This is a genomic window from Streptomyces sp. NPDC057099 (assembly GCF_042671245.1).
Lineage (GTDB): Bacteria > Actinomycetota > Actinomycetes > Streptomycetales > Streptomycetaceae > Streptomyces > Streptomyces purpurascens.
Genome location: NZ_JBHUTX010000107.1, coordinates 1 through 3,448 on the forward strand (window position 1 = coordinate 1; position 3,448 = coordinate 3,448).

Consider the following 3,448-nt stretch of genomic DNA (forward strand, 5'->3'; position numbering starts at 1 on the left):
GGTGGCTGGTGAGGTGGGTGGGGATCTGTCGGTGGTGGTGCGGGAGTTCGCCGCGAGTCGTCTGCCGGAGCACATGGTCCCGTCCGCCGTGGTCGAACTCGATGCCCTGCCGCTGACCAACAACGGCAAACTCGACCGCAACGCGCTCCCCGCACCGGACTCGTCCACGCCGGAGGCCGGGCGGCCTCCGGCCAACCACACCGAGGAACTCCTCTGTGAGGCGTTCGCCGAAACCCTGGGTCTGGAGAGCGTCGCCGTCGACGACGACTTCTTCGCCCTCGGCGGGCACTCCCTGCTCGCCGTCCGGCTCATCAACCGGATCCGGACCGCACTGAACGCCGAAGTGCCGCTGCGGGTGCTGCTGGAGGCATCGACGGTGGAGGCACTCGCCCAACAGCTCGGCAAACAACAGACAGCAAGGCCGGCGTTGCGGCCGATGCGTGACCAGGAGGACTCCTGATGATTCCCTTGTCCTACGCACAGCGCCGCCTGTGGTTCATCGGTCAGCTGGAAGGCCCGAGCGCCACCTACAACATTCCCACCGTGCTGCGGCTACCAGGAGCGGTGGACCCCGACACTCTCGGCACGGCCCTGCGCGATGTGATCGAGCGGCACGAGATTCTGCGCACCCTGTTCCAGGTGTCGAAGGGGGAGCCCCATCAGAACATCCTGAAGGCCGAGGAGCTCGACTGGGAACTCGCGGTGGAGCAGGTCGACCCGGCGGACCTGCCCGACGCCGTGTCCCGGGCGTCGCGACACGCCTTCGACCTGTCCAGTGAAGTTCCCCTCCGCGCCTGGCTGTTCGACGCGGGCCCGGACGAGCAGGTGCTGCTGCTTCTCCTGCACCACATCGCCGGCGACGGCGCGTCGGCCCGACCGCTGATCCGGGACCTCTTCACGGCCTACGAGGCACGAAGCGCGGGCCGGGAGCCCGCTTGGCAGCCGCTGCCGGTCCAGTACGCCGACTACACGCTCTGGCAGCGCGAGATGCTCGGCGACGAGAACGACCCCGACAGCGTGCTCGCCCGGCAGCTCGCCCACTGGCGCGAGGCGCTGGCCGACGCCCCGGAGGAATTGGAGCTCCCCTTCGACCGGCCGCGTCCGGCGGTGCCCTCCTACCGAGGGCACCAGATTCCGCTGGAGGTCCCGGCGGAGGTGCACCGGCGCCTGGCGGAACTGGCGAGAGCCGAGGGAGCAACCCCGTTCATGGTGGTGCAGGCCGCCCTCGCGGTGCTGCTCTCCCGCCTCGGAGCGGGCACCGACATCCCGATCGGGACGGCCGTGGCCGGACGCACCGACGAGGCCTTGGAGGACCTGGTCGGCTTCTTCGTCAACACTCTCGTACTGCGCACCGACCTGTCGGGCGATCCCACCTTCCGCGACGTCCTGGCCCGGGTGCGCACCACCGGGTGGGCGGCGCTGGAGCACCAGGACGTGCCGTTCGAGAAGCTCGTAGAAGAGTTCGCCCCCACCCGCTCGATGGCCCGGCACCCGCTGTTCCAGGTGATGCTCACCATGCAGAACACCGGCGACGGGCCGACGGCCGAGCTGCCCCGGCGCGACGGGGCAGCGCCGGCGGACGCCCTGAAGGTGGCGCCCGCGGCGAAGTTCGACATCGAGGTCACCGCCGCCGAGGTCTTCGACGCGGACGGAACACCGCAGGGACTGCGCGGTTCGGTGATCGCGGCGGCGGACCTCTTCACGGCGGCCTCCGTCGAGCAGCTGGCCCGACGTCTGGAGCGGGCCCTCGCATCCCTCGTCACGGCACCGGAACTGCGGCTCGGCGCGGTCGACGTGCTCGCCACCGGCGAGCGCGACCGGCTGCTGACGCAGTGGAACGACACGGCGACGGAGATCGCGCCCGCCACCCTGCCGGAGCTCTTCCAGGCACAGGTGTCGCGCACTCCCGACGCCACGGCGATCGTCACCGACGTATTCGAGCTGTCGTACGCCGAACTGGACGTGCGTACCAACCGCTTCGCGCGGCTGCTCGTCCGCCAGGGGGTCGGTCCGGAGTCGGTGGTCGGCGTGTGCCTGGAGCGCGGCGCCGACATGGTGGTGGCGCTGTTGGGCGTACTCAAGGCCGGGGCGGCGTACTTGCCGCTGGACCCGGAGCATCCGGCGGAGCGCGTGGCAGCGGTCGTGGAGGACGCAGGCGCGGCCGTGGTGGTGACGGCGACAGGGGCGGCGGGGGTGCTCCCGGAGGGCATGTCACGGGTCGTACTGGACGATCCGGCGGTGGCCGCGCGGCTGGCCGACCTGGACAGTGACCCGGTCACGGCCGACGAGCGCGGCGGCCCACTGCTGCCCGGGCATCCGGCATATGTGATCTTCACGTCGGGCTCGACCGGCCGGCCCAAGGGCGTGGTGGTGCCGCACGCCGGCATCGTGAACCGTCTGTCCGGGATGCAGGAGCGGTTCGGTCTGTCGGCCGAGGACCGGGTCGTGCAGAAGACCCCCTTCGGCTTCGACGTGTCGGTGTGGGAGTTCTTCTGGCCGCTCCTGGAGGGCGCGGCGCTCGTCGTGGCCAGGCCCGGCGGACACCGGGACCCTTCCTACCTGGCCACGCTGCTGCGCGCACACAGAATCACGACACTGCACTTCGTGCCTTCGATGCTGGACGCCTTCCTGGCGGAGCCGTCGGCAGGCGCCTGCACGTCCCTCCGGCGTGTGGTCTGCTCGGGCGAGGCCCTGCCGGCCTCCACCCGGGACCAGTTCTTCGAGGTGTTCGGGGACCGCGTCGAACTGCACAACCTCTACGGCCCGACGGAGGCCTCGGTCGACGTCACGGCCTGGCTGTGTCACCCCGCGCAGCGCGGCGGTTCCGTGCCCATCGGCGGGCCGGTGGCCAACACGCGCGTGTATGTCCTGGACGCGGCGCTGAACCTCGTCCCCGTGGGCGTTGCGGGTGAGCTGTATCTGGCGGGTACGCAGTTGGCCCGTGGATACGCCGGCCGTGCCGGGCTGACCGCCGAACGGTTCGTGGCCTCCCCCTACGCGCCCGCCGGGGAGCGGCTCTACCGCACCGGCGACATCGCACGGTGGAACACCGACGGCCAGCTGGAGTACCTGGGCCGGACCGACGAGCAGGTGAAGATACGCGGGCTTCGCATCGAACCCGGCGAGGTCCAGACCGTCGTCGCAGCGCACCCGTCCGTCGCCCAGGTGGCGGTCGTCGCACGGGAGGACACACCGGGGGATCTCCGCCTGGTCGCCTACGTCGTGCCGACCGGGACCGACGCCACCGATGACGCCGAGCTGGCCCGCATGGTCGAGGGCTTCACCGCCGGGCGCCTGCCGGCGTACATGGTTCCGTCGGCTGTGGTGGTTCTGGATGGGCTGCCGTTGTCGGTGAACGGGAAGCTGGACCGCAAGGCTCTTCCTGCGCCGGAGTATGTGGCGGGGGTTGGTCGGGGGCCGGCTGATGTGCGTGAAGAGGTCTTGTGCG

2 protein-coding genes are annotated in these 3,448 nt (G+C 70.9%); both read left to right on the forward strand.

The annotated features are described in order from the left end of the window. Positions 1–460: phosphopantetheine-binding protein (locus ACFT4A_RS42280; protein ID WP_382842001.1), on the forward strand; the 460-nt coding region annotated here is incomplete at its 5' end. Continuing rightward, positions 460–3,448 (forward strand): amino acid adenylation domain-containing protein (locus tag ACFT4A_RS42285; RefSeq protein WP_382842004.1); only part of this gene is annotated, 2,989 nt, incomplete at its 3' end. The genes ACFT4A_RS42280 and ACFT4A_RS42285, both read left to right, overlap by 1 nt.